Genomic DNA, 24,236 nt, shown 5'->3' with positions numbered 1-24,236 from the left:
CATATGACGTTCATCAAGGGGCTACCCACGGCCCGTCGTTTCGTTGCGGCCGTCGTGGCCGCGAGCGCGGGGCTGGTCGCCACCGCCCACGCCGCCGACGCCGGCAAGGTCGGCTTGGGCCTTCCGCTGCTGACTTCGCCGTTCTGGCAGTCGTACAACAACTACCTGCCGGTCTACGCGAAGCAGATGGGTCTCGACATCCTCGCGCCCGTCAATTCGAACGGCGATCCCGCGCAGCAGATCACCGACATGAACAACCTGCTGAATCTCGGCGCGAAGGGGATCGTCGTCGGGCCGCTGGATTCGGCCGCGATCAGCCGCGCGCTGGAGACGTCGTCGGCGAAGAGCGTGCCGGTCGTCGCCGTCGATGTCGCGCCGACGCAAGGCAAGGTCGCGATGGTCGTGCGCGCCGACAACCGCGCCTACGGCTCGAAGGCGTGCGATTACATCGGCGAGCACGTCAAGTCGGGCAAGGTCGTGCAGATCATGGGCGATCTGGCTTCCGTGAATGGCCGCGACCGCTCCGAGGCGTTCCGCGCGTGTCTCAAGAAATATCCGGGTCTGTCGCTGCTGGAAATTCCGGCGGCCTGGAAGGGCGACGTCGCCGCGACCGCGCTCGACAGTCTGCTGACCGCGAATCCCGACGTGAAGGCGATCTACATGCAGGCGGGCGGCGTCTATCTGTCGCCGACGCTGCAAACGCTGCGCCGCAAGCAGATGCTCTTCAAGGCGGGCGATCCGAAGCACGTCGTGATCGTCAGCAACGACGGCATTCCGCAGGAATTCGACGCGATCCGGCGCGGCGAGATCGACGCGACGATTTCGCAGCCCGCCGACCTGTACGCGAAATACGGCCTCTTCTATATCAAGGCGGCGCTCGCGGGCCAGACCTTCCAGCCCGGCCCGACGGATCACGGCAGCACGATCGTGCAGCGCGCGCCCGGCATCCTCGAAGACCAGTTGCCCGCGCCGCTCGTGACGAAGGCGAACGTCGACGACAAGTCGCTGTGGGGAAATACCATCAAATGAACGTTCCAGTGGTGGAGGCGCGCAATCTGACGAAGCGCTTCGGCTCGACGGCGGCGTTGAACGACGTGAGCCTGCGCGTCCTGCCGGGCGAATCGCATGCGCTCGTCGGACGCAACGGCGCGGGCAAATCGACGCTCGTCTCGATGCTCACGGGCCTGCGCAAACCGGACACGGGCGAAGTGCGGTTCAACGACGCGCCCGCGCCGCCCATCGCCGACCGCGACGCGTGGCGCGAGCGCGTCGCGTGCGTCTACCAGCACTCGACGATCATCCGCGAACTTTCCGTCGCCGAGAATCTGTTCATCAACCGTCAGCCGGTCAGAGGCAGCGTGATCGACTGGCGGACGATGCGCCGCGACGCCCGCGCGCTGCTCGATCACTGGAAGATCGACGTGCGCGAGGACGCCCGCGCCGGCGATCTGACGGTGGAAGCGCGGCAACTGGTCGAGATCGCGCGGGCGCTGTCATACGGCGCGCGCTTCATCATCCTCGACGAACCGACCGCGCAGCTCGACGGCGACGAAATCAAGCGGCTCTTTCGGCGCATCGAGGAATTGCAGCGCGAAGGCGTGACGTTCCTGTTCATTTCGCACCACTTGCAGGAGGTGTACGAGATTTGCCAGGCGGTCACGGTGCTGCGCGACGCGCGGCATATCGTGAGCGCGCCGGTCTCCGCGTTGCCGCGCGAAAAGCTGATCGAGGCGATGACGGGCGAGCAGGGCGGCCTGGCCGTCGCGGATGCCGCCGCGCGTCCCGCATTGCCCGCCGATACGCCCGTCGCGCTCAACGTCGATGCGCTCTGCGGCGAGGACTACGAAGGCGTGTCGTTCAGCGTGAAGCGCGGCGAAGTGGTCGGGTTGACCGGCGCGACATCGAGCGGCCGGACGAGCGTCGCGGAGGCGATCGCTGGCTTGAGCGCCCAGCGCGCGGGCACGATTCGCGTCGATGGCCGCGCGCTGCCGCCGGGCGACGTGCCCGCCGCGCTCGACGCGGGCGTCGGCTGCGTGCCGAAGGACCGGCATCGCGAGGGACTCGTGCTGTCGCAATCGGTGGCGGAAAACGCGTCGATGACGATTGCGCGCACGCTCGGGCGCTTCGGCGTCGCGTCGCCGGGGAAGAAGAACGCGTTCGGTCGCCGCATGATCGACGCGCTTGGCATCAAGACGCAGGGACCGGAGCACGCGGTGTCGGGCCTGTCGGGTGGCAATCAGCAGAAAGTGGTGATGGCGCGCGCGCTCGCGACCGACCCCGACGTGCTTGTGCTGATCGACCCAACGGCGGGCGTCGATGTGAAATCGAAGGAAGCGCTGCTCGGCGTCGTCGATCGCGTGCGCGACGAGGGCAAGGCGGTGCTGGTGGTGTCGGGCGAACTGGACGATTTGCGCACCTGCGACCGCGTCCTCGTGATGTTTCGCGGCGCGGTCGCCGCCGAATTTCCTGCCGGCTGGCAGGACCATGAACTGATTGCATCAGTAGAAGGAGTGAGTCTCCATGAAGAATAACGTCCCGAGCGCCGCGATGGCCGGCAGCGCGCCAGGCGCGGGCGTCGGCGTGCGCGAGCGGCGTGCGCGCCTCGACCTCGCGCGTTTTCGCGACCTGGCGCTCCTGCCCGCGCTCGCGTTGCTGCTCGCGATCGGCGCGTTCGTCAGCCCGAGCTTTCTCACGAAGGCGAATCTCATCAGCATTCTCGGCGCGTCGGCGGCGCTTGCGCTCGTCGTGCTGGCCGAATCGCTGATCGTGCTGACGGGCAAGTTCGATTTGTCACTCGAATCGACGGTCGGCATTGCGCCTGCCGTCGGCGCAATGCTCGTGATGCCGGCGGCATCGGCGGGATTCGGCTTCGAATGGCCGGCGTGGGCGGGATTGCTCGCGATCGTCGCGGTCGGCGCGGCCGTCGGCTTCGTCAACGGCTTTCTGGTCGTGCGTTTGCGGCTGAACGCGTTCATCGTGACGCTTGCGATGCTGATCGTGCTGCGCGGGATGCTCGTCGGCGCGACCAAGGGCGGCACGCTCTTCGACATGCCGCCGTCCTTCTTCACGCTCGCGACGACGCTCGTCGCCGGATTGCCGGTGTCCGTGTGGCTCGCAGCGGTGGCGTTCGCGGTCGCCGCGTTCATGCTGCGCTATCACCGGCTCGGGCGCGCGCTGTACGCGATCGGCGGCAATCCGGAAGCGGCGCGCGCGGCGGGCATTCGCGTCGAGCGCATCACGTGGGGCGTGTTCGTGCTGGGCAGCGTGCTCGCGTCGGTGGGCGGGCTGATCGTGACGGGTTACGTCGGCGCGATCAACGCGAACCAGGGCAACGGGATGATCTTCACGGTGTTCGCGGCGGCGGTGATCGGCGGCATTTCGCTCGATGGCGGCAAGGGCACGATGCTCGGCGCGTTGTCCGGCGTGCTGTTGCTGGGCGTCGTGCAGAATTTGCTGACGCTCGCGCAGGTTCCGTCGTTCTGGATTCAGGCGATTTACGGCGCGATCATCCTCGGCTCGCTGATGGTGGCGCGGCTCGCGGGCGGCGAGGGGCAGAACTGAGATGACGTCGATGAACGAAACCGACCCGCGATTGATCTTGCTGAGTCCCGAGGACAATTGTCTGATCGCGGGTGCGCGTCTCGCCGCGGGCGAGGCTGTACTGATCGACGGCGAAAGCGTCGTGCTTGCGCGGGCCGTCGATCTCGCACACAAGATCGCGCGGTGCGCGCTCGTGGTCGATCAGAAAGTGCTCCGGTATGGCGCCGTCATCGGGCATGTCACGCACGACGTCGCAAAGGGCGAGCATTTGCATACTCACAATCTCGCCAGCGATTACCTGCCCACTTATACGCACGACGCCGGGAACACATTCGTGCGGTAAAGCATCGCCCCGACAACGCAAAACAACTCCGCGAACCATGCCAACGACATCCTTTCCCATGCTGGGTTATCAACGCTCCGACGGACGCAAAGGCATTCGCAATGTCGTGGCCGTCGCCTATCTGGTCGAATGCGCGCATCACGTGGCGCGCGAGATCGTCGCGCAATTCCGCCCTTCGTTCGACGCGTTCGATCATCACGAGCACGAACCGCCCGTCCACCTGATCGGCTTCCCGGGCTGCTATCCGAATAGCTACGCCGAAAAGATGATGGAACGCCTGACGACGCATCCGAACGTCGGCGCGGTGCTGTTCGTCTCGCTCGGTTGCGAGAGCATGAACAAGCATCATCTCGTCGATGCCGTGCGCGCGAGCGGCCGTCCCGCGCAAGTGCTCACGATCCAGGAAAAGGGCGGCACGCGCAGCACGATCCAGAACGGTCTCGACTGGGTGCGCGAAGCGCGCGCGACGCTCGCCGCGCAGCCGAAAGTGCCGATGGCGCTCGATGAACTCGTCGTCGGCACGATCTGCGGCGGCTCGGATGGCACGAGCGGCATCACGGCGAACCCGGCCGTCGGCCGCGCGTTCGACGCGCTGATCGAAGCGGGCGCGACGTGCATCTTCGAAGAAACCGGCGAACTCGTCGGCTGCGAATATCACATGGAAAAGCGCGCGGCGCGGCCAGAACTCGGCGCGGAAATCGTCGCGTGCGTGGCGAAGGCGGCGCGCTATTACTCGATCCTCGGCCACGGCTCGTTCGCCGTCGGCAACGCGGACGGCGGTCTCACGACGCAGGAAGAAAAGTCGCTCGGCGCGTATGCGAAAAGCGGGGCGTCGCCGATCGCGGGCATCGTCAAACCCGGCGACGTTCCGCCGACCGGCGGCCTGTACCTTCTCGACGTCGTCCCCGACGGCGAGCCGCGCTTTGGCTTTCCCAACATCAGCGACAACGCGGAAATCGTCGAACTGATCGCGTGCGGCGCGCATGTGATCCTCTTCACGACCGGGCGCGGCTCGGTGGTCGGCTCGGCGATCTCGCCTGTCATCAAGGTCTGCGCCAACCCGACCACTTACCGCAACCTGTCCGGCGACATGGACGTCGACGCGGGCCGCATCCTCGAAGGCCGCGCGACGCTCGACGAAGTCGGACGCGAAGTCTTCGATGCGACCGTCGCGGTGGCGGCGGGCGCGGCGTCGAAGTCGGAAGGATTAGGCCATCAGGAATTCATCCTGACTTACAAGACGTTCGAGCCGGTCGGGCCGGCTTGCCTGCCGGCGCATTTGCCGCGCGCGGCGACCGCGCGTAATGTGACAGGCGGCGTAACAGTTGAACGCTTGCCAACTTGATCGCAGCAATGAGGCCGCGCAGATGAATAACGAAGCAGGAGACGCGGCGGTCGGTCGCCGCCGCAAGATCGGCCGCACGGCGCTGGAAGTGACGGCGCTTTCGCTCGGGACCGCGCCGCTGGGCGGGCTGTATCACGAGTTGTCGGAAGAGGCGGCGATGGCGACCGTCGACGCCGCGTGGCAAAGCGGCATCCGCTTCTTCGATACGGCGCCGCACTACGGCCATACGAAAGCGGAGCACCGCCTCGGCAACGCGCTGCGCCGCTATCCGCGCGCCGACTACGTGCTTTCGACGAAAGTCGGCCGCCGCTTCGTGCCGCGCGTGCATCCCTACGACGGCAGCGAAGGCTGGGCGAATCCGCTGCCCTTCGAAGCGATCTACGACTACAGCTACGACGGCATCCTGCGCTCGTTCGAGGACAGCCAGCAGCGTCTCGGCATCGTGGATATCGATATCGTGCTGATTCACGACATCGGCCGCGTGACGCACGGCGAAAAGAACGCGTTCTACTGGCGGCAACTCACCGACGACGGCGGATTTCGCGCGCTCGACGAACTGCGCCAGACGCGCGGCGTGAAGGCGGTCGGACTCGGCGTGAACGAAGGCGCGGCGATCATGGAAGCAATGGCCGAATTCGACATCGACTGCGCGCTGCTCGCCGGACGATACACGCTGCTCGAACAAGCCGTCCTCGACGACTTGCTGCCGGAGTGCGCGAAACGCGGGGTCAGCATCCTGCTCGGCGGCGCGTTCAACTCGGGCATTCTCGCGCGCGGTCTCGACGCTGGCGCCGAAGGCGATCTGAAGTTCAACTACGGCGATGCGCCCGCCGCGATCGTCGAGCAGGTCGGCAAGCTTGAACGCGTCTGCCGTGAGCACGGCGTCGCGCTGTCGAGCGCGGCCCTCCAATTTCCTTATGCGCATAAAGTTATTGCGACCGTGCTGATGGGCGCGCGCAGCGCTCACGAAGTGGCCGAGAACGCGGCTTCGTTCGCCGAGCCGCTGCCCGCCGCGCTGTGGGACGCGCTGCGCGCGAACAAGTTGCTGCATCCGGACGCGCCGGTGCCGCGATGAATATCGACGCGCATCAGCATTACTGGGACCCCGCGCGCGGCGATTACGGCTGGCTCAAGCCGGAGATGAAGGCGCTGTATCGCGTTTTCGGTCCCGACGAGCTCAAGCCATTGCGCGAAGCGGCGAATGTCGCGCGGACGATCGTCGTCCAGGCCGCGCCGACCGTCGATGAAACGCGCTATCTGTTGAACCTCGCGCACAACGAGGAATCGATCGCGGGCGTCGTCGGCTGGGTGCCGCTCGATGCGCCCGACGCGCCCGCGTTGATCGAAACACTCGCGCGCGATCCGAAGTTCAAGGGCGTGCGCCCGATGCTTCAGGATTTGCCCGACGACTGCTGGATCGAAACCGCACCGATCGAACCCGCTATTCGGAAGCTCATCGAACTCGATCTCGCATTCGACGCGCTGATCTTCGCGCGCCACGTTCCGTCCTTCACGAAGTTCGCGCAGCGCTACCCGGAGCTGAGAATCGTCGTCGATCATGGCGCAAAGCCGCCGATTCGCGACGGCGCCGCAGGCTGGCAACCGTGGGCCGACGGCATCGCGCAACTGGCGGAACTGCCGCAAAAACCGTATTGCAAGTTGTCCGGACTCGTCACCGAAGCCGCGCAAGAATGCGACGAATCCGTATTGAAACCCTACGTCGACCATCTTTTCGAACATTTCGGCGCGCAACGCCTGATGTGGGGCAGCGACTGGCCGGTACTAAACCTGAATGGCGACTATGCTGGCTGGCACGACGCGGCCCGCGCGCTCTGCAACCAGCGTCCTCATCTTGAAAAAACAGACGAAGCGGCGATCTTCGGCGCGAACGCCCATGTGTTCTACCGCCTGTGACGGCGCGCAAACCGCCGAAATACCCGACATGTCTCAAAAACACTTTTAACCGGAGCTGTAGATGATACAAAGACTGGCAGGCAAGACCGCGCTGATCACGGCGGCGGGACAGGGAATCGGCCTCGCGACCGCCGAGCTGTTTGCGGCCCAGGGCGCGCGCGTGATCGCGACCGACATCCGCACCGAGTCGCTCGAAGGCAAGCCGTTCGAGTTCCGTAAGCTCGACGTGCTCGATACGCAAGCCGTCAACGACCTGGCGAGCGAAATCGGCGCGATCGACGTGCTGTTCAATTGCGCGGGCTTCGTGCACGCCGGTTCGATCCTCGAAGCGAGCGAGGCGGACTGGGATCTCGCGTTCGATCTCAACGCGAAGGCGATGTACCGTACCATCCGCGCGTTCCTGCCGGCGATGCTCACGAAGGGCGGCGGGTCGATCATCAACATGTCGTCGGCGGCGTCGAGCGTGAAGGGCGTGCCGAACCGCTTCGTGTATGGTGCGTCGAAGGCGGCCGTGATCGGCCTGACGAAGGCCGTCGCCGCCGATTTCGTCACGCGCGGCATCCGCTGCAACGCGATCTGTCCGGGCACCGTCGATTCGCCATCGCTTCAGCAGCGCATCGCCGAGCAGGCGAAGGCGCAGGGCGCGACGATCGAGCAGGTTCAGGCGGCGTTCGTCGCGCGTCAGCCGATGGGGCGCGTGGGCAAGCCGGAGGAAATCGCGGCGCTCGCGCTTTATCTCGGGTCCGACGAGTCGTCGTTCACGACCGGTCAGATCCATCTGATCGACGGCGGCTGGTCGAACTAGGCTGCAAGGCAACCGAATCACCTTTTGAAACACGAGGATCAAACCAGATGAAACTGCTTCGTTTTGGGCCGAAGGGTCAGGAAAAGCCGGGTCTTCTCGACGCCGACGGCAAGATTCGCGATCTGTCCGGCATCGTCGACGACATCGCCGGCGCCACGCTGACCGACGCGGGTCTCGCGAAACTGCGCGCCGTCGATCCGTCGACGCTGCCGGTCGCGTCGGGCGAACCGCGCATCGGCCCGTGCGTCGGGCGCGTCGGCAAATTCGTGTGCATCGGCCTCAACTACGCCGATCACGCCGCCGAGTCGAACCTGCCGGTGCCGACCGAACCCGTGATCTTCGGCAAATGGACGAGCGCGATCTGCGGTCCGAACGACGACGTCGAAATCCCGCGCGAGTCGAAGAAAACCGACTGGGAAGTGGAACTCGGCGTGGTCATCGGCAAGGAAGCGAAGTACGTCGACGAAGCCAGCGCGCTCGACTACGTCGCGGGCTATTGCGTGATCAACGACGTGTCGGAGCGCGAGTGGCAGCTCGAACACGGCACGCAGTGGGACAAGGGCAAGGGCTTCGACACGTTCGGGCCGATCGGGCCGTGGCTCGTCACGAAGGACGAAATCGCCGATCCGCAGAAACTCGACCTGTGGCTCGAAGTCGACGGCCATCGCTATCAGAACGGCAACACGCGCACGATGGTGTTCACGGTCGCGCAACTGGTGTCGTATCTGTCGAAGGTGATGAGCCTGCAACCCGGCGATGTCATCTCGACCGGCACGCCGCCGGGCGTCGGCATGGGCGTGAAGCCCGCGGCCGTGTTCCTCAAGGCCGGGCAGACGATGCGCCTCGGTATTCAGGGCCTCGGCGAACAGCAGCAAAAGACCGTCGCCGCGCAGTAAGGCGAAAGCCGTTGCGCGTTCGCGCGCAGCGGCTTTTTTTCGCGCCGACGCAAAAGTGAGCTTTTACGGGAGCGTGCGAGGCAAACAAAAACCTCGCGATCGGGCGAGGTTTTTCGCTTCGATGCCGCCACAAACGCGCAAACGCGCTCAGGCGTCGAACATCATCGGTTCCGGCGCGCCTTCGACGATGCGGTTGATCGTGCCCTGCGCGACCGCGACGAGCCGCTCGGCGTTGCCGTCCGTCACGTAGACGTCGCACTGGCAGGTCGCCTGCGTCATGCCGGCGTGGATCACGCGGGCCCGCGCCATCAGCGTGCCGGACACGGCCGGCCGTAGATAATTGATCTTGTATTCCCCCGTCACCACCTTCGGGCCGAGCCTCAGCGCGCCCGCGAACGTGAGCGCATTGTCGACGAGATAACTCACGACGCCGCCGTGCACGAAACCGTGTTGCTGCCTCAGGTCGTCACGAATGGTGAGACACAGCGTGAGACTCGCTGCGTCGACCTGCATCAGTTTCGTGCCCAGCAAGGCGCTGAACGGTTGCGCGTTCAGCGCACCGCGAGCGATATCGACGATTTCGGCCATTCGGACACTCCTTCGTGGGTTCGGTCCTGCAAAGACTTTAGGTAGCGTTCGTCCACTCTGCAAGGAAGTTCGCCAAAACCCGCCGAAAAACTTTCGTCATTGTTTCAGAAAGCTTGCGACGCGCGTGGTCGAAGAGAAAAGTGCGAATTCCGTTCAAGTGCGCGTCCCCGATTGCCGTAAACCCGCACATTGCCGCAGTCATGGGCCAATACATGAATTCGGGTGTCAGGATGTTGGGAAAAGTCAAAGTTGCTTCAGGTTTGCTCGCAGTATTGCTGGTGTTCTGTTTGTTTCAGGTAGTGACGGAAGGGCTCGGTTTCTGGTCGTTGTCGAACACGCATGACGACGTCGGCAACTTGTCCAACATCGCGCTCAAGCAGGTCAACATGGTCAACGAGACCACGCAGCGTCTGATGGACGCGCGCATCAACCTCTCGCGCGCCGGGACGCGGATGGTGCGCGGTGGCGCGGAGCCGGTCGAGATCGTGCAGCACGCGCGCGAACAGATCGCGCTCGCGGAGAAGTCGTTCGGCGCGTTCGTCAGCGCGCCGAAAACGGGCGACGATAACCAGGCGCGCGTCGCGGCGCTGCAGGAGAAGTACGCGGCCTATTCGAAGGCGCTAAGCGAACTCGTCCAGTATCTCGATTCGGGCAATATCCAGGCGTTCCTCGACCAGCCGACGCAAGGCTTCCAGGACCGCTATCTCGCCGAGCAGCAAAAATTCATGCAGTTCGGCGACGCCGCCGGCCGCGCTTATCTCGAATCGATCGATCAGCGCTTTTTCCTGTTCCGCGCGGTGGGCGCGGGCATCTTCATCGCGCTGGTGGCGGGCATCGTGCTCGTGCACGTCGCGCTGCGCCGCGGCCTCGTCGCGCCGCTCGAAGAAGCCGGCCGTCACTTCGACCGCATCGCGCAAGGCCGGCTCGACGAGCGCATCGCCGAGCGCGGCAGCAACGAGATCGGCCGTCTGTTCGCGGGTCTCGCGGTGATGCAGGCGAGCGTCGCGCGCACGGTTGCGACGGTGCGCGAGACGTCGGATTCGATCAACTACGGCGCCGATGAAATCGCCACCGGCAACGCCGACCTGTCGGCGCGCACCGAGAACCAGGCGGCGTCGCTCGAAGAAACGGCGTCGAGCATGGAGGAACTCACCGCGACCGTGCGCCAGAACGCCGAGCACGCACGCGAAGCGAATTCGCTCGCGGGCGACGCGCTCAGCGCGACCTCGCGCGGCACGGGCGTGGTGGAGGATGTGGTCGAGAAGATGCGCAGCATCGCGCAAAGCTCGGACAAGATCGCGGAAATCATTTCGGTGATCGACGGCATCGCGTTCCAGACCAACATCCTCGCGCTCAACGCGGCCGTCGAAGCGGCGCGCGCGGGCGAACAGGGACGCGGCTTCGCGGTCGTCGCGGGCGAAGTGCGCGGGCTCGCGCAGCGCAGCGCGCAGTCGGCGAAGGAAATCAAGGAGCTGATCAGCGAGTCGGTGTCGCAAGTGAGCGACGGCTCGGCGCTCGTCGAGCGCGCGGGGCAGGCGATGCGCGAGGTGTCGTCGTCGATTTCGCGCGTCACGCAGATGATGGCCGAGATCAGCGCGTCGTCGGCGGAGCAGAGCACGGGCATCGAGCAGGTCAACCAGGCGGTCACGCAAATGGACGAGATGACGCAGCAGAACGCGGCGCTCGTCGAAGAGGCGGCGGCCGCGGCGCAATCGCTGCACGAGCAGACGCGCCAGTTAAAGGCGGCGGTGGCGGTGTTCCAGATCTCCGACGCGGTGCTCGAAGGCGCCGCGCGCGACACGCGCGAACCGGCGCCTTCCTTCCGCGCGACGCTACGCTCGGCGGTTTGATCAGCGCAACGCTGCGTAGGCGGTGGCGAGGTGGTACGGCGTGGTCGATGGCATGTCGGCGCGCGTCACCACGCCTTCCGCCGACTGGCATTCGATCCAGCCGCGCGCGTGCAGGAAGCGCTCGCTGAAGCGCGCGATCTGCAACGGCAGTTCGGCGCGGCTGGCTTCGCTGTCGTGCGTCGCCAGCGCGCGCAAATATTCGGTCTGCGCCCAGATGCGCTGCGTGCCATCGATCACGCGGCCGGTTTCGTCGAGCGCGGCGAACACGCCGCCCGTCGCCGGATCGACGCCGTAGCGGCGCGCGAAGTCGAACGCGCGCGCGAGCGGCTCGCGCAGGCCGGCCGCTTCGAACGCCGGATGGCGGCTGCCTTCCACCAAAAAATACCATTCGAACTGATGGCCCGGCTCCAGGCGATTGCCCGCCGCGCCAATCGGCAATTCCGCGATACAACCGCTTTCGCCATGCACGAACGTCCGCGCGACTTCGTGCGCGAGCGTTTCGAGTCGACGGTCGAACGCGGCGTCGCCCGTAGCGTCGCGCGCGGCGAGCCACGCTTCGGTCAAGTGCATCAGCGGGTTCTGCAAAGGCGTTTCCAGCACGCCGGCAAAGTCTTCCGACATCACCGCGTTCAGCGCGCCGCTTCCCGACGCGAAGCGCGTTTCGACCCGCGCCGACGTCTCGTTCAATAACGCGATTGCGTCGGCCGAGCCGCTTTTCTTTGCGTATGCCGCGCAGGCGAAAATCACGAACGCGTGCGTGTAGAGATCCTTCTGACGCTCGAAAGGCGCGCCATCCGCGTCTACGCTATAGAACCAACCGCCGTTTTCCTTGTCCTGAAAATAGTGCCGCAACGATGCGAAGAGCGTGGCGGCATGCGCGAGATCGCCCGCGAGCGAGAAGACGAACAACTGGCGCGCGCAAGCCATCGCCCGATAGCGCGTCGGCGGCAGCGCGGCGTGGTCGTCCGGCGATACCGCTTCATACGCGAGGCCGAGCTTCGCGTTGAACCCGGCGCCGCGCCAGATCGGCAGCACGACGTTCGCGTAGTGATCGCGCAGCGCGGCGCCGTTTGCGGCCGGCGTGGCGGACTGGCGGGATGCGTCATGCGGTTTCTGGTCTTGCATACGGTGAAGTCTGGGTGGTTGGCATGCGGCACGCGTCGTGCGCGTGCGAGGCGCCAAGCATAGCAAACCCGCATCGGCGGACGCGGGACGACCGGCGCGGGCACACATCGACAACGAAAAGGAGGACCGACATTCATGTTAGGCAATCTGGAACTCGTCTCGCGGCTCGTGATGGCCGCGGCGCTCGGCAGCGTGATCGGATTCGAGCGCGAGCGCCTCTCGTGGGCCGCCGGCCTGCGCACGCACATGCTGGTGTGCGTCGGGTCGTCGCTGATCATGATCGTGTCGGCGTTCGGATTCGCCGACGCGCTGAAAGGCGATCGCGTCGTGCTCGATCCTTCGCGGATGGCCGCGCAGGTCGTCTCGGGAATCGGCTTTCTCGGCGCCGGCTCGATCCTGCTGCGCAACGAGATCGTGCGCGGGCTCACGACGGCGGCGAGTTTGTGGTCGGTGGCGGCGATCGGCCTCGCGGTCGGCGGCGGGCTCTACACGGCGTCGATCGCTGCGACCGCGATCATTCTGATCATCCTCGCGGGCATCAAGCCGCTCGAACGGCGCTTCATCTCCGTGAAACAGCGTCGCCAACTGACGATGCTGGTCGAGCGCGGCTCGCTGAGTTTTCACGCGCTGCATGAAACGCTCGGGCCGGGCAGCGTGCGCGTGAAGCAGTTCGTCGTGCAGCAGAGCGACGATTCGCCGGAACTCGACGAAGTGCAGGTCGTGTTGTCGCGCGTGTCGTCGACGGAATATCAGGCGATCTGCGACCGGCTGCGCACGCTGCCGAGCGTGCGCGAATTCAGGGAAGAAGACGCGTCGTGACTGGCTTCGTTCGATGACGTTGCGGACGTATACGCGCGTCGCGCGGAATCGGCGAAATCGCGCAGATTACCGCCAGATAAGGCGCTGCGCCGTGCGACAATGCGCTCTCGAAAAAACGCTGATCCGCATTTTCTTTCCGCGCGCCGTCTTTTCCGGCCGCCGCTCTCCGACCTTATGCCAGATTCCGCTGTAAAAACCGCATCCCGATCCGACCCGACGACTCAGCCTTCGCGGCCGGACAGCATCGCTCCCGCCGTGTCCACTGATGCCGAAAAGAAACTCGCCCGCGCCGCGCGCTCCGCGCAGCGGCTCGCGCAACTGACGAGCGCGCCGCGCGGCGATGCCACGCCGGATCTATTCGCCGAAGACATCGAGCGCGCGACGTTTCAGGCGATGAACACAGATATCCGGCAGGGCACGCTCGCCGGTTTCGAGCTGCCGGAAGTGTTCATGGCGGTGGTGCAGTCGGGCGCGGGTGCCGAGGGTGCACAGGCGAGGCGTGCGATCCGCGCGGACGGCGCTCCGCTCGACGCCGACTCGCCGGGTCCGGCGGCGCAGGCGCGCCGAGGCGGCAAGGCGGCGAGTGCGTCGGCTTCAGCGACGCGGTCCGCCGCCGCTGTGACGAAACCGGCGTTGAACGAAGAACTGGCGCTGGCGATCGATACGATGCCGGAGGAAAACCCGGCCGCCGACCCGAATCCGCATGAATCCGCCGCGCCGGCGCAGGGCGACGTCGCCGAGGGGCGTCTGGCGCCGTCGCCGCTGGCTGCTGCGCTCGTCGATGCCGATCGGCGGAATCATCGCAGCAGCGACACCGCCGCGCCCGAACTCGACCGCGCCCGCGCGACGGCCTTCGCCGACACCATCGACGCGCTTTACGCCGTGACCGCCGATCAGCGCGTGTCGTCGACGGCGCACTCGCGCCGCATGAAGACGATGCTGACGATCATCGTCTGCGCGATGCTCGTGACGGTCGCGACCGGCGTCGCGCAGACGCTCCTGCTGATGCGGATGAGCCGCGACAGCGCGTTGCGGCAGCAGCGCATCGAGCAATTGATGCTCAACCAGCAGGCGACGCTTTCCTCCCTGTTCGACACCGATTCGGCGAACGTCAGCACGCTCAACGCGCTAAACACGCCGAAGGAAACCGCCGATGCGTCGCCGATCCAACCGGTGAGCGCCGCGCGCAACGACGCCGCGCCGAAAAAGCACGCGCCGAAGCACGCCCACCACCGCACGCACGTGACCGCGCGCTGAACGGCGCGGGCCCGCCATTCTCCATTCCGTGATTACGGTCATTTGCGCGCGTCCGTAACGCGCGCGCCACAGCGCGCCCGTTCTCGCGACGGCCCCGTTTCGGCGGCACAAGCCCGCCGGGTGGCCGTCCCAAACCTGTCCCCTTATCCATGCGTGGCGTTGTTCGAACGGTGTTGTAGAAAAACTACCTGTTTTTAGCGGCGAAATGCTGCATTGCACTAGATATCGGTAGGGGGAAACCCTATAATTCTTCTTAAGGGAAAACCCTGCAACATTAACCGGAGTCTGACATGAGCTACCTCTTCGCCCTGCTGCAAAAATTTGCTTCGCTGTTCGAATCGCCGCACCTGCCGCTCGACTCGGATTACTCGTACCAAGCGCGTCACCGCGAAGCCGAGCGCATTCGCAAGTCGCGCGGAACGGCCTTCGGGATTCGTCTGTGAGCTTGAACGAAAGCGGTGCGGGACAGGAATAACAGCATCTGAACAAGGTCCATCGACCGGTTTTCTCCGCCCGCTTTCACGTAGTCTGAAATGTAGTTTTTCTAGCTTCACCATCAATTACTCGACGGACTCTCTGTCGACGTCCACATCGGCGCCATTCGGCGCTATTTTTTTGTCCGCGCCTGTTGGCCGTCGCCGAAAGCGAGACGCGTGGCGTAGTCGCGAACATCGCACGGCCATGCGCCGATCTGTTCGGCGAACCGCGGTGCGTCATCGGCGAATAATGCGCGCGTCGCTTCCTCGAAGCCGGGCAGGTCGCCCGCGATCGCCGACATGAAGCGATACGCCCGCTGATGCGCCTTGCGCGTCCTGTCCTGATCGCCGTTCGCGCGCCGCGCTTCCTCGACCAGTTTTCGCAATGCCACCGATGCGCCGCCCGGTTGCGTCGCGAGCCATTCCCAGTGGCGCGGCAGCAGCGTCACCTCGCGTGCGACCACGCCCAGCTTCGGGCGTCCACGCCCGCGAGGTTCATCCGCGACAGCCGATTCCGCGCCTTCAGGCAGCCGAGCCGCCTCGTTTTCCGCCGGCGCTTGCATGTCGATGTCGATCACGCGGCCCGTTTCGTCCTCGAAGATCAGGACGGGTTTGGTCGCGCCGTCTCCGATCGCACGTCTCGCCGCCAAGGCGTTCGCCTGAAGCGAGCCGGCGGAGATGCGTCGACCGCCCTCGAACGTGGTGTAACGACTGTCAAAAGCCGGTGTCATGGCACAACTCGGATGGAAGAAGAATGACCGAATATTATCCGGGTATAAATAGAAGGTCAATTAAACCCGGATAAAAATCGTCCTGCCGACATCGCCGCCCTCGGCTATGCTTGGGCTCCATCGCCTGGCACACCTCAAACGCACATGACCGACGACGTTCATTTCTACCGTCCCGACGAAGGCCACGGCCTGCGCCACGATCCGTTCAAGGCAATCGTGGCGCCGCGCGTGATCGGCTGGATTTCGAGCCGCGACGCCGACGGCCGCGTGAACCTCGCGCCGTACAGCTTCTTCGGCGCGTTCGCGACGTTCCCGTACATCATCGGATTTTCGAGCGAAGGCTATAAGGACAGCATCCGCAACATCGAAGCGACCGGCGAATTCGTGTGGAATCTGTCGAATCGCGAGCTGGCCGAACGAATGAACCGCACGTCGGCGCCCGTCGCACACGAGGTCGACGAATTCGAGCTTGCCGGGCTGACCAAGGCGCCGGGGCGCAACGTGGAGGTGCCGCACGTTGCGGAGTCGCCGGCCGCGCTCGAATGCAAGCTGTTGCAGATCGTCCGCCTGAAGAACCTGGACGGCGAGCCGATGAACAACTGGCTCGCGCTCGGCCAGGTGGTTGGCGTGCATATCCGGCGCGAATTCCTGAAGGACGGCATCTTCGATACCGCCGCCGCCCGGCCGATCATGCGCGCGGGTTATCGCGGCGACTACGCGGAAATCGGCGAGATGTTCGAGATGATCCGGCCGACCGCGTAGCCGATCGACATGAAAAAAGGCGCTCCGCAAGGCGCCTTTCGTTCTGGCAAAACCGCCGGAATCAGACCCTGAACACGCTCACCGCCTGCGCGAGCCGCTCGGCCTGATCGCGCAAATCGGCGGCCGAATGTTCCGCCTCGCCGACGAGCGCCGCGTTCTGCTGCGTCGCCTCGCCGATCTGCATGACGGCGACGTTGACCTGCTCGATGCCGCTCGACTGCTCGCGCGACGCCGCGCTGATCTCGCCAATGATCGCGTTCACGTGCGCCACGCGCTCGACGATGCCGCTCATCCGGCCGCTCGCCTCTTCCGCGATCCGGTAGCCGTCGGACACCTTGCCGACCGAATCCGCGATCAGCGACTCGATCTCCTTGACCGCCGCCGCGCTGCGCTGCGCGAGCCCGCGCACTTCCGAGGCGACCACCGCGAAACCCTTGCCGTGCTCGCCCGCGCGCGCCGCTTCGACGGCCGCGTTGAGCGCGAGGATGTTGGTCTGGAACGCGATGCCTTCGATGACCGACGTGATGTCCGCGATCTTGCGCGCCGACTTGTCGATTTCGCTCATCGTCGCGACCACGCGGCCGACCGCCTCGCCGCCCGCGCGCGCTGCATCGGACGCCGAGCCGACGAGCTTGTCCGCCTGCGTCGTGTTGGCGGCGTTCTGCTGCACCGTCGACGTGATTTCCTCCATGCTGGCCGCCGTTTCCTCGAGGCTGCTCGCCTGCGTGGCGATGCGCAGCGAGATGTCGCTGCTGCCCGACGCGATGCGCTCGGTCGCGTGCGACATGTCCGCCGACGCGTGGCGCACCTGCGAGACGATCCGCGCGAGTCCCGTCGCGATGCCGTCTATCGCGTGCATCAGGCGGCCGATGTCGTCCTCGCGCGCGGAATCCATGCGCACGGTCAGGTCGCCCGCCGCGATCCGCTCGGAGGCCTTCGTGACTTCGTCGAGCGGCTCGCCGACGAGGCGCCGCACCGCCACCAGCAGCGCCGCGACGAGCGCTGCGACCACGACGAGCCCGATCAGCAGGAAGCGGTTGCGGCTCGCGTTGACATCGGCGAGCAACTCGTCGCGATACGCGACGCCGCCGACGAGCCATTGCCATTCCGGCACTGTCGTGAACGCGATTTCCTTCGCGCCGCCGTGCACTTTCGGATCGGCGCCGGCGATGTCGGCGCCGTCGAAATCGAGCCGTCCCTCGCGCTTGTCGAGCATCTGCGCGAACGGCGCGACGTGTTCATCGGCGGGCTGGCCTTCGGCGCCCGGATGCACGATCAGCTTGCCGCGATTGGCGCCGTTCGACGCATCCACGACGAAGTAGTAGCCGTTTTCGCCGATCTTCAGGTCGCGGATGTTCTGCTGGAGCTTCGCAAAGGTCTCGCTCACGTCCACGCCGACGAAAAGCGCGGCGATCACGCGGCCCGACGCATCGGTGACGGGCTTGTACTCCGTGATGTACTGCTTGCCGAACAGCGCCGCGATGCCGATGTAGGGCTTGCCCGCGAGCACCGGCGCGTAGGCCGGGCCCTTGCGGTCGAGCAGCGTGCCGACCGCGCGCGTCCCGTCCTGCTTCTTGAGCGAGGTCGTGACGCGCACGAAGTCGTCGCCGGTGCGGGCGAAGATCGTCGCGATGGCGCCGCTCTTTTCGAGGAACGCGTCGGGAATCGAAAAATCGAGGTTGAGCGGCGTGCCGCCGGCCGTGAGCGTCGGTGTGGCGACGCCGCCGATGTCGACGCTCTTGCTTTCGTCGAGCGCGAAATCCTTCGGAACGACGGTCGTGAAGATCGACATAAAGCGCTCGGCTTCGGCGCTGACTGCCTTGTTGTAGAGGCCGATCATCGAAGCGATCGAGCGATTGTCGCTTTCGACGCGCGCGAGCGCGTGGTCGTTGACCTGTTCGCCGGCCGAGCGGGTCACGGCGATCGTGAAGGTCGCGATGATCGCGGCGGCGAGCGCGCACGCGAGAACGGCAAACTTGGTGCCGACATTCGCGCGGCGGAGCTTGATAAATATCATTGACTTGCGGATCTGGTGGAGATAGGGACTTACTACGGTTTACGGCGCCGAGTTGCGTTTCTTTACGGCCGATCGTTCGTTTTGCCGCGGGAAATTTGCCCCGACTTGCCTCAGGACGACACGCCAAAAACCTCATGCCGGCGCGTTCGCGTCGCCCGCAAACCCTTGCCGCACAGGGCTCCGGCTAGCGTGGTGCGAGTTGCACCGCAAACGGGTGTCGTATTTCCTCATGTGGTTGTCGCAAATAGTCGGCTAGGCGCACTTTTTTCTGGCAACTATGTATGCACGGCGCGGACGCACGTCCGCCACGCTAGGAGAGCATTCAATGAATTCCCCCAAGGTCGTGGTCGAAGGGCTGTGCAAGGTGTTCGGCACGAGTCCCAAACAGGCACTCGATATGCTGGCAGGCGGCGCGACGAAGGAAGAAGTCTTCGCGCGCACCGGTCAGATCGTCGGCGTGCACAACGTGTCGTTCGAAGTGAAGGAAGGCGAGATCTTCGTGCTGATGGGGCTTTCCGGCTCTGGCAAGTCGACGCTTATCCGCCTGATCAATCGTCTCGTCGAGCCGACGGCCGGCAAGGTGCTGATCGACGGACGCGACGTCGCGGCGGTGCCGCGCTCGGAACTCACCGCGCTGCGCCGCAAGGACATGAGCATGGTGTTCCAGTCGTTCGCGCTGATGCCGCAGCGCACCGTGCTGTCGAACGCCGCGTTCGGGCTCGAAGTAGCGGGCATCGGGCGCAAGGAACGCGAGCGGCGCGCGATGACGGTGCTCGAACAGGTCGGCCTCGCGCCGTTCGCGCAGAAGCTGCCGGCGCAGCTTTCGGGCGGCATGCAGCAGCGCGTCGGGCTTGCGCGGGCGCTGGCGGTCAATCCGTCGCTGATGATCATGGACGAAGCGTTCTCCGCGCTCGATCCGTTAAAGCGCAAGGAAATGCAGAACGTGCTGCTCGAATTGCAGCGCGAACAGCAGCGCACGATTCTCTTCGTGTCGCACGATCTGGAAGAGGCGATGCGCATCGGCACGCGCATCGCGATCATGGAAGGCGGGCGTGTCGTGCAGATCGGCACGCCGCAGGAAATCATCACGAATCCCGCCGACGACTACGTGCAGGCGTTCTTCGACGGCATCGACACGAGCCGCTATCTCACCGCCGGCGACCTGATGCAGACCGACGCCGTACCGCTGATGAAGCACTCGCCGCAGATCGACGCGTCGTCGGTGGCGGCGACGCTCAACGGCAGCGCCGACTATGCCTTCGTGCTCGACGGCGAGCGCAGGATTCGCGGCTTCGTGTGCCGCGATGCGACGGGCGGCGCGTCGCCGCTCGTGAACCAGATCGAGTGCATCGATCGCACGACGCCGCTCGACGACGTCGTTACGCGCGTCGTCGCGAGCCGGGCGCCGCTGCCGGTCGTCGAGGCCGACGGTTCTTATTGTGGTTCGGTCAACAAGACGAACGTGCTGAAGGTTTTAACGCGCCATCGAGGTTCCCATGTCTGAAATGATTCCGCTCGGTAGCTGGGTCGATCACGGCGTCCACTATCTGCTCGACCACGACGCCAAGACGTTCGATTCCATCGGCAAGGTCATCGAGAGCTTTGCCGCCCTGGTCGAACACAGCCTGCAGGCCATTCCGATGTGGGCGCTGATGGCGCTCTTCGTCGGCATCGGACTGTGGCGCGTCGGCTGGCGCTTCGCGTTCTTCACGTTGCTTTCCATGCTCCTCATCTACGGGACCGGCTTCTGGGATCAGATGGTCATCACGCTCGGCCTCACGCTTTCGTCGACGTTGATCAGCCTCTTGCTCGGCATTCCGCTCGGCATCTGGACCGCGAAGAGCAAGTACGTCGAAATGGCCGTGCGCCCCGTGCTGGACCTGATGCAGACGATGCCCGCGTTCGTCTACCTGATTCCAGCCGCGATGCTGTTCGGACTCGGGCGCGTGCCGGGGATTCTCTCGACCGTCATCTTCGCGATGCCGCCCGCGGTGCGTCTCACGTCGCTCGGCATCAAGCATGTGAACCGCGAGATCGTCGAAGCGGGACAGGCCTTTGGCTGCACGCCGTGGCAGTTGCTCTACAAGGTGCAGTTTCCGAACGCGCTGCCTTCGATCATGACCGGCGTGAACCAGACGATCATGATGGCGCTCTCGATGGTGATCATCGCGTCGATGGTGGGCGCGGGCGGTCTCGGCAACGATGTGCTCGCGAGTATTCAGCGGCTCGATATCGGGCTGGGATTCGAAAGCGGCTTGTCGGTGGTGTTGCTCGCGATCATTCTCGACCGCATCACGGAAAGCTTTGGCCGCTCGCCGGGCATGGCACGCGCACCGCTGCTCTCGGGCATTCGCAGCGTCATGAAGGTGCGCCGCGCGCCGGCGGCGCAGCAAGGCTGAGCGGCTCATGAAGCGCGACGCGATCACGCCCGTCACGAACGATTCGCCGTTATCGAAGCTGGCTCACTACGGCTTCCTCACGCTGCCGAACTTTTCGATGATCGCGTTCACGAGCGCGGTCGAGGTGCTGCGCATGGCGAACTACGTGGGTCGCGCGCAGCACTACACATGGTCGGTGATCACGCCGGATGGCGAACCGGCGCGCGCAAGCAACGGCATCACCGTCAAGCCGACGACGACGCTCGCCGAAGCGGGCATGCCGGATGTGCTGATCGTGTGCGCGGGCTGGCATGTGCGCGATTACGTGGACGAGAAAGTGATTTCGTTGTTGCAGGAAGCGGCGGCGCAGGGTGTGCCGCTTGGCGGCATCTGCACGGGGCCTTATGCGTTGCTCGCGGCGAACCTGCTCGATGGGTATCGATGCACGGTGCATTGGGAGGATATGTCGCCATTGCACAAGAGCTATCCGCACGTGCGTTTCGCCGATGAGCTGTTCGTGATTGATCGCGATCGCGTGACGTGTACGGGCGGGACTGCACCGCTCGATCTGATGCTCAATCTGGTTGGCATGCGGCTCGGGCAATCGCATGCGGCGCAGGTGTCGGAGCAGTTCATCGTCGAGCGGATTCGCGGGTCAAGCGATTATCAGCATATTCCCGTCGATGCGCGGGTTGGGTTCTCTCGTGCCGAGTTGATCGAAGTCGTGCGGTTGATGGAGGCGAATATCGAAGAGCCGCTTTCGCTCGAGGAACTCGCGCGGCTCGTCCAGTTGTCGCAAAGACATTTGCAGCGGATGTTCAAGGCGTTCCTTAGCGTTTCGCCGACGCACTACTACTTGACGTTGCGCCTGCGGCGGGCTCGCGAGTTATTGCGCAATACCGATGCTTCCATTGCCCGTGTTACCGCCGTTTGCGGGTTTCACTCGCCTTGTCATTTTAGTAAGGCGTACCGCGCTCAGTTTGGGCATGCGCCCAGTGTCGAAAGGCGGCTTTCTGCGTAAGCCGGGCTTGGTTGTGCTTCTATGGAACTGGTTTTCTTAGTGGTCTATTAGCATTGTCCCTGTCCGGGGCGGGACTTACTTTCTTTGCTGCTGCAAAGAAAGTAAGCAAAGAAAGCAGCTTTTTCAGGCAGCAGTCACAGCACGTCAACACACTCGCAGTACTGAGTGGACATACCGCCTAAGTGTCGCCCTCTAAGGACTTACCCGTCCTGGTGCGATTAACCACTGTGCCATCGCACAGTGAACGAATTGGCACAGCAGTCATTCATCCGTTTCCGCTTCGCTAACGAGCGGTAAATCGGGTCGCGCGGCGAAGCTTAGCGGTTGAGGCTGCAAACCGCTGGTTCTTAGTTTTGCCTTTCGTCCAAGCGAAGCACGGACGGAGCTGAACGGAGCGCATACCACTTTGTTGAAGTAGGCTCCCGTGGCAGGCAAGTAACGACGTCAGCTGCGGTAATTGGTCCCGCTTCCTTCGATCAGCCGCAGCGCCGCCTGCCATTGCAGACTCACGGTGTTGTCGGATTCGTCGCGAGCGAATTGCTGCGCCGTCAACCGGCGCACCGCTTCCGGCGGAAACGAAAGCTCCGCGTTGCCGGCAAGCGCGCGCACCTGTATCTCGCAGGCGCGCTCAAGGAAATAGATGTCCTGGAACGCCGCCGGAATCGACGTGCCGCCCACCAGCAAGCCGTGATTCCGCAGGATCATCGCGTTGTGCGGGCCGAGATCGGCAACCAGCCGCTCGCGTTCGCCGAGGTCGAGCGCAATGCCTTCGTAATCGTGATACGCCATGTGCTCGTAGAACTTCAACGCGTGCTGGCTGATCGGCAAAAGACCTTGCTTTTGCGCCGACACTGCCGAACCCGCGGACGTATGCGTATGAATCACGCAGACGAGATCGGGCCGCGCCATGTGCACCGCCGAATGAATCGTGAAGCCCGCCGCGTTCACGCGATAGCGCTCGGGATGCATCTCGGCATCGGCTTGCACGACGCGCCCCGCGCTGTCGATCTTCACGAGGTCCGACGCGCGCATCTCATGGAACAGCACGCCGTATCGGTTGATGAGGAAATGATGCTCGGGGCCGGGCACGCGCGCCGTGATGTGCGTGTCGATCATGTCGGTCATGCGAAAGTGCGCGACCAGCCGATACAGCGCCGCAAGCTCGCAGCGCACCGTCCATTCTTCCTGCGTCGGGGGCATGGGATTCGTCCTCTTGCTAAATTGCCTGTGCGCGGCCGGGGAAGGTTTCGTCGTATTCGGCTGCGTCTTCGGCTTCCGCGGTGCCGCGCTGCTCGCGATACATCATCGGCGGCAGGCCGAACTGCTTGCGAAACTCGCGACCGAGATGCGACGCATCGGAGAAACCGCAGCTCGATGCGATGTCCGCGACGGTCTTGTCCGAACTCGTCAGCAGCCACGCGGCCGTGCGCAGGCGCACCTGCTTCGCATACGCTTGCGGCGCCTTGCCGGTCTCGGCCTTGAAGAGCCGTTCGAGCTGACGCGTCGAAAGATCGAGCTTGTGCGCGAGTTCGTCGAGCGACAGCGAACGGCCGACATGCTGTTCCATCAGAAGGATCGCGCGCTTCACCTTGGGATGCGTCGCGGGCGCGAGACCTGGCGGATGCGGCTGCGGCGCGTTGCCCTTTTGCATGTCGTCGACAAGCAGGATGCGCAGCGCCTTTTGCACCGTCGCCGTTTCGAAGTGGCGCAGCAAGATGGCCGCCGCCACGTCGATCGACGCGCGTCCGCCCGAACACGTGATGCGCCGCCGGTCGATTACGAAGAGGCGATCCGCGACCAGCAGTTCTTCATCGACTGCCGGAAAGCGCTCGACGAAATCCCAGTAGTGGAACCAGCTCACGCAGACACGATGGCCGCCGAGCACGCCCGCGCGCATCAGCGAGAATACGCCGGTGCACATGCCGACGAGCGTCGCGTCGGTCGTGGCGGCGCGGCGGATGAATTGCAGCGTGGCCTCGCTCGCGGACGGCCCCGAATGCAGCAGTCCGCCGACCACGACGACGTAATCGAACGGTTCGGCCTGATCGAAGGTTTCCCACGGCGTGATCTGAATGCCGCAACTCGCGCGCACCGGCGCGAGGGTTTCCCCGATGACGCTCCACGAGCAGCGCACGGGCTTGCTGAAGTCGCCTTCGTCGGCGGACAGCCGCAGCAGATCGACGAAACCGGAAAATGCCGTCAGCGTGAAATTCGGCAGCAAGATGATGCCAAAGCGGATGCGCTCCTTCGATTTGCCGTCGATGGATTGCGGAGGGATTGCTTCTGCGGAGTTCATGCGCCAAGCCGGAAAGCCGAGTTGCGACAAGCATATCACCGGGGCCGTCGCGCCGATTTACCGCGTGCAATAT

At 64.8% G+C, this 24,236-nt stretch carries 23 protein-coding genes; 17 read left to right on the top strand and 6 right to left on the bottom strand.

Features of this window, described 5'->3' with window-relative positions:
* Nucleotides 1-3 precede the first annotated feature (3 nt).
* The 9 genes from QCE48_RS27230 to QCE48_RS27190 all read left to right on the top strand — a co-directional run bounded on the left by QCE48_RS27230 (nucleotide 4) and on the right by QCE48_RS27190 (nucleotide 8,843).
* Entirely contained in the window at nucleotides 4-1,029 is a 1,026-nt protein-coding gene (locus QCE48_RS27230; protein ID WP_309783645.1) for a sugar ABC transporter substrate-binding protein, read from the top strand.
* Nucleotides 1,026-2,531: a sugar ABC transporter ATP-binding protein gene (locus tag QCE48_RS27225; protein ID WP_309783643.1), complete on the top strand. Its 1,506-nt coding sequence runs from the start codon at nucleotides 1,026-1,028 to the stop codon at nucleotides 2,529-2,531. Before QCE48_RS27230 ends, QCE48_RS27225 begins: the two co-directional genes overlap by 4 nt.
* Entirely contained in the window at nucleotides 2,521-3,561 is a 1,041-nt protein-coding gene (locus QCE48_RS27220; RefSeq protein WP_404982268.1) for an ABC transporter permease, read from the top strand. Before QCE48_RS27225 ends, QCE48_RS27220 begins: the two co-directional genes overlap by 11 nt.
* Nucleotide 3,562: 1 nt before the next feature.
* Nucleotides 3,563-3,883: a UxaA family hydrolase gene (locus QCE48_RS27215; protein ID WP_309783642.1), complete on the top strand. Its 321-nt coding sequence runs from the start codon at nucleotides 3,563-3,565 to the stop codon at nucleotides 3,881-3,883.
* Nucleotides 3,884-3,941: 58 nt separating this feature from the next.
* A complete protein-coding gene (locus QCE48_RS27210; RefSeq protein WP_404982265.1) occupies nucleotides 3,942-5,228 on the top strand; it encodes a UxaA family hydrolase in 1,287 nt (428 codons plus the stop codon).
* Between the two features lie 22 nt (nucleotides 5,229-5,250).
* Nucleotides 5,251-6,303: an aldo/keto reductase gene (locus QCE48_RS27205; RefSeq protein WP_309783637.1), complete on the top strand. Its 1,053-nt coding sequence runs from the start codon at nucleotides 5,251-5,253 to the stop codon at nucleotides 6,301-6,303.
* Nucleotides 6,300-7,142: an amidohydrolase family protein gene (locus QCE48_RS27200; RefSeq protein ID WP_309783635.1), complete on the top strand. Its 843-nt coding sequence runs from the start codon at nucleotides 6,300-6,302 to the stop codon at nucleotides 7,140-7,142. The genes QCE48_RS27205 and QCE48_RS27200 overlap by 4 nt, the downstream gene beginning before the upstream one ends.
* 61 nt (nucleotides 7,143-7,203) lie before the next feature.
* Nucleotides 7,204-7,947, top strand: a complete 744-nt coding sequence (locus tag QCE48_RS27195) for an SDR family oxidoreductase (RefSeq protein ID WP_309783634.1) — start codon at nucleotides 7,204-7,206, stop codon at nucleotides 7,945-7,947.
* 47 nt (nucleotides 7,948-7,994) lie between these two features.
* Complete coding sequence (locus QCE48_RS27190) at nucleotides 7,995-8,843, top strand: ureidoglycolate lyase (protein ID WP_309783633.1); 849 nt, start codon at nucleotides 7,995-7,997, stop codon at nucleotides 8,841-8,843.
* A 147-nt stretch (nucleotides 8,844-8,990) separates the two neighbouring features.
* On the opposite strand, the gene QCE48_RS27185 is transcribed toward QCE48_RS27190, so the two are convergent.
* Nucleotides 8,991-9,431, bottom strand: coding sequence for a PaaI family thioesterase (locus QCE48_RS27185; RefSeq protein WP_309783631.1), 441 nt, complete (start codon nucleotides 9,429-9,431; stop codon nucleotides 8,991-8,993).
* A 230-nt stretch (nucleotides 9,432-9,661) separates the two neighbouring features.
* Between QCE48_RS27185 and QCE48_RS27180 the strand changes: the two genes are divergently transcribed.
* Nucleotides 9,662-11,281 carry a methyl-accepting chemotaxis protein gene (locus QCE48_RS27180; RefSeq protein ID WP_309783629.1) on the top strand — a complete coding sequence of 540 codons (1,620 nt, stop codon included), beginning with the start codon at nucleotides 9,662-9,664 and terminating at the stop codon, nucleotides 11,279-11,281.
* Here the strand turns inward: QCE48_RS27180 and QCE48_RS27175 are convergent, their stop codons facing one another.
* Complete coding sequence (locus QCE48_RS27175; RefSeq protein WP_309783628.1) at nucleotides 11,282-12,406, bottom strand: AGE family epimerase/isomerase; 1,125 nt, start codon at nucleotides 12,404-12,406, stop codon at nucleotides 11,282-11,284.
* A 135-nt stretch (nucleotides 12,407-12,541) separates the two neighbouring features.
* Here QCE48_RS27175 and QCE48_RS27170 point away from each other — a divergent pair, with 135 nt between their 5' ends.
* From QCE48_RS27170 to QCE48_RS27160, 3 genes are all read left to right on the top strand, one after another.
* On the top strand, nucleotides 12,542-13,225 hold the full coding sequence (locus QCE48_RS27170) for an MgtC/SapB family protein (RefSeq protein ID WP_309783627.1): 684 nt from the start codon (nucleotides 12,542-12,544) through the stop codon (nucleotides 13,223-13,225).
* Between the two features lie 255 nt (nucleotides 13,226-13,480).
* Nucleotides 13,481-14,482, top strand: a complete 1,002-nt coding sequence (locus tag QCE48_RS27165) for a hypothetical protein (protein WP_309783625.1) — start codon at nucleotides 13,481-13,483, stop codon at nucleotides 14,480-14,482.
* 290 nt (nucleotides 14,483-14,772) lie between these two features.
* Entirely contained in the window at nucleotides 14,773-14,925 is a 153-nt protein-coding gene (locus tag QCE48_RS27160; protein ID WP_165829974.1) for a hypothetical protein, read from the top strand.
* Between the two features lie 164 nt (nucleotides 14,926-15,089).
* On the opposite strand, the gene QCE48_RS27155 is transcribed toward QCE48_RS27160, so the two are convergent.
* Nucleotides 15,090-15,689 carry a DUF2239 family protein gene (locus tag QCE48_RS27155; RefSeq protein ID WP_309783624.1) on the bottom strand — a complete coding sequence of 200 codons (600 nt, stop codon included), beginning with the start codon at nucleotides 15,687-15,689 and terminating at the stop codon, nucleotides 15,090-15,092.
* A gap of 144 nt (nucleotides 15,690-15,833) precedes the next feature.
* Between QCE48_RS27155 and QCE48_RS27150 the strand changes: the two genes are divergently transcribed.
* Nucleotides 15,834-16,451 (top strand): flavin reductase family protein, encoded by a 618-nt coding sequence (locus QCE48_RS27150; RefSeq protein ID WP_309783623.1) that lies wholly within the window; start codon nucleotides 15,834-15,836, stop codon nucleotides 16,449-16,451.
* Between the two features lie 61 nt (nucleotides 16,452-16,512).
* On the opposite strand, the gene QCE48_RS27145 is transcribed toward QCE48_RS27150, so the two are convergent.
* On the bottom strand, nucleotides 16,513-18,468 hold the full coding sequence (locus QCE48_RS27145; RefSeq protein ID WP_309783622.1) for a Cache 3/Cache 2 fusion domain-containing protein: 1,956 nt from the start codon (nucleotides 18,466-18,468) through the stop codon (nucleotides 16,513-16,515).
* A gap of 325 nt (nucleotides 18,469-18,793) precedes the next feature.
* Between QCE48_RS27145 and QCE48_RS27140 the strand changes: the two genes are divergently transcribed.
* Genes QCE48_RS27140 through QCE48_RS27130 form a run of 3 tightly spaced genes read left to right on the top strand, consistent with a single transcriptional unit; the run spans nucleotide 18,794 to nucleotide 21,867 of the window.
* Entirely contained in the window at nucleotides 18,794-19,972 is a 1,179-nt protein-coding gene (locus tag QCE48_RS27140) for a glycine betaine/L-proline ABC transporter ATP-binding protein (RefSeq protein WP_309783621.1), read from the top strand.
* Nucleotides 19,965-20,867: a choline ABC transporter permease subunit gene (choW, locus tag QCE48_RS27135; protein ID WP_309783620.1), complete on the top strand. Its 903-nt coding sequence runs from the start codon at nucleotides 19,965-19,967 to the stop codon at nucleotides 20,865-20,867. The genes QCE48_RS27140 and choW overlap by 8 nt, the downstream gene beginning before the upstream one ends.
* A gap of 7 nt (nucleotides 20,868-20,874) precedes the next feature.
* Nucleotides 20,875-21,867 (top strand): GlxA family transcriptional regulator, encoded by a 993-nt coding sequence (locus QCE48_RS27130; protein ID WP_309783619.1) that lies wholly within the window; start codon nucleotides 20,875-20,877, stop codon nucleotides 21,865-21,867.
* Between the two features lie 444 nt (nucleotides 21,868-22,311).
* On the opposite strand, the gene QCE48_RS27125 is transcribed toward QCE48_RS27130, so the two are convergent.
* The gene (locus QCE48_RS27125) at nucleotides 22,312-23,067 is read right to left on the bottom strand and encodes a class II aldolase/adducin family protein (protein WP_309783618.1); all 756 of its coding nucleotides are present in this window, start codon (nucleotides 23,065-23,067) and stop codon (nucleotides 22,312-22,314) included.
* 16 nt (nucleotides 23,068-23,083) lie between these two features.
* Nucleotides 23,084-24,163: a GlxA family transcriptional regulator gene (locus tag QCE48_RS27120; RefSeq protein ID WP_309783617.1), complete on the bottom strand. Its 1,080-nt coding sequence runs from the start codon at nucleotides 24,161-24,163 to the stop codon at nucleotides 23,084-23,086.
* Between the last annotated feature and the right edge of the window lie 73 nt (nucleotides 24,164-24,236).

It is taken from the genome of Caballeronia sp. LZ024, assembly GCF_031451455.1.
GTDB classification, from domain to species: Bacteria; Pseudomonadota; Gammaproteobacteria; order Burkholderiales; family Burkholderiaceae; genus Caballeronia; species Caballeronia telluris.
The sequence above is the reverse complement of the archived record's forward strand: the minus strand, read 5'-3'. Positions and strand labels throughout refer to the sequence as shown.